Raw genomic sequence first — 1,400 nt, 5'->3', positions numbered from 1 at the left:
TTCTCTATTGCATAATCCTGATGTTATTGCGGCATTAAAAGAAGGATTTATTTTTACACTTACCGTAACCGTGCTTGCAATGATGGGGGGCATCCTCATTGGAACTCCTTTGGCAATGATGCGTTTATCCAACAACGCCCTTGCAAGTAACTTTGCCAAGTTCTATGTAGATTTATTCCGTGGTATCCCATTAATTCAGGTTATTTTTATTTTTTATTTCTTGTTGCCAAAGATATTTGAGTTTCAATCAGATACGTATTGGGGGCCATTATTTTCCAGCGTTGTGACTTTTGCCATTTTTGAAGCTGCGTTTTTCTCGGAAATTGTACGTTCGGGTATTCAGTCTATTTCAAAAGGGCAAGTCAATGCAGGCTACGCTTTAGGTTTTACCTATGGACAATCCATGCGTTACGTGGTGTTACCGCAGGCCTTTCGCAATATGCTTCCGGTATTACTTACTCAAACCATCATTTTATTTCAGGATGTGTCATTAGTTTATGTCATTAGTGCACCAGACTTCTTAGGTCGTGCAGATACTTTGGCTAATACCTATGGTCCTGAAACGAAAGCAACATTCTATTTAATCGTCGCTGTGGTGTATTTCTGTAGCTCGTTTGTGCTATCGCAATTAGTCAAACGTTTGCAGAAAAAAATTGCCATCATTCGCTAATTGGAGATTTTAAATGCCAATGATAGACATCCAACATATCTCTAAATGGTATGGTGATTTTCAGGTTTTAACAGATTGCACGACGAGTATTGAAAAAGGTGATGTCGTTGTTGTTTGTGGGCCATCCGGTTCAGGCAAATCAACGCTCATTAAAACTGTAAATGCTTTAGAGCCGTTTCAGCAAGGCGACATTATTGTTGATGGGGTTTCACTAAAAGATCCGAAAACTGATCTTGCAAAGTTCCGTTCTCGGGTAGGAATGGTGTTCCAGCATTTTGAACTTTTTCCTCACATGACTGTTTTGGAAAATTTAACCATTGCCCAAGTAAAAGTTTTAAAACGTTCAGTTGCAGAAGCGCGTGAAAAAGGTCTTAAATATTTAGAACGTGTAGGTCTGCTTGCCCATAAGGATAAATTTCCAGGGCAACTTTCTGGTGGTCAGCAACAGCGTGTTGCTATTGCCCGTGGCTTATCAATGGACCCAATCTGTATGTTGTTTGATGAACCTACTTCGGCACTCGACCCTGAAATGGTAGGTGAGGTTCTTGAAGTGATGGTGCAACTTGCTCATGAAGGTATGACCATGATGTGTGTAACACATGAAATGGGCTTTGCAAAACGCGTATCTAACCGTTTAATTTTTATGGATGAAGGTAAAATTCTTGAAGATTGCCCAACCCATGAATTCTTTGATAATTTAGAAGCACGTCATGAGCGCGCTAAAATTTTC

2 protein-coding genes are annotated in these 1,400 nt (G+C 39.9%); both read left to right on the top strand.

The genetic code is table 11. The annotated features are described in order from the left end of the window. Positions 1-670, top strand: a 670-nt coding sequence (locus C1642_RS12050) for an amino acid ABC transporter permease (RefSeq protein WP_228153852.1), incomplete at its 5' end; no start/stop codon positions are given. 13 nt (positions 671-683) lie between these two features. Next, positions 684-1,400 (top strand): amino acid ABC transporter ATP-binding protein (locus tag C1642_RS12045; protein ID WP_103236377.1); only part of this gene is annotated, 717 nt, incomplete at its 3' end.

The sequence above is a fragment of the Acinetobacter sp. AKBS16 genome (assembly GCF_002899995.1).
GTDB lineage: Bacteria > Pseudomonadota > Gammaproteobacteria > Pseudomonadales > Moraxellaceae > Acinetobacter > Acinetobacter baumannii.
Note: the sequence above shows the minus strand (reverse complement) of the source record. Positions and strands in the feature narration are given on the sequence as shown.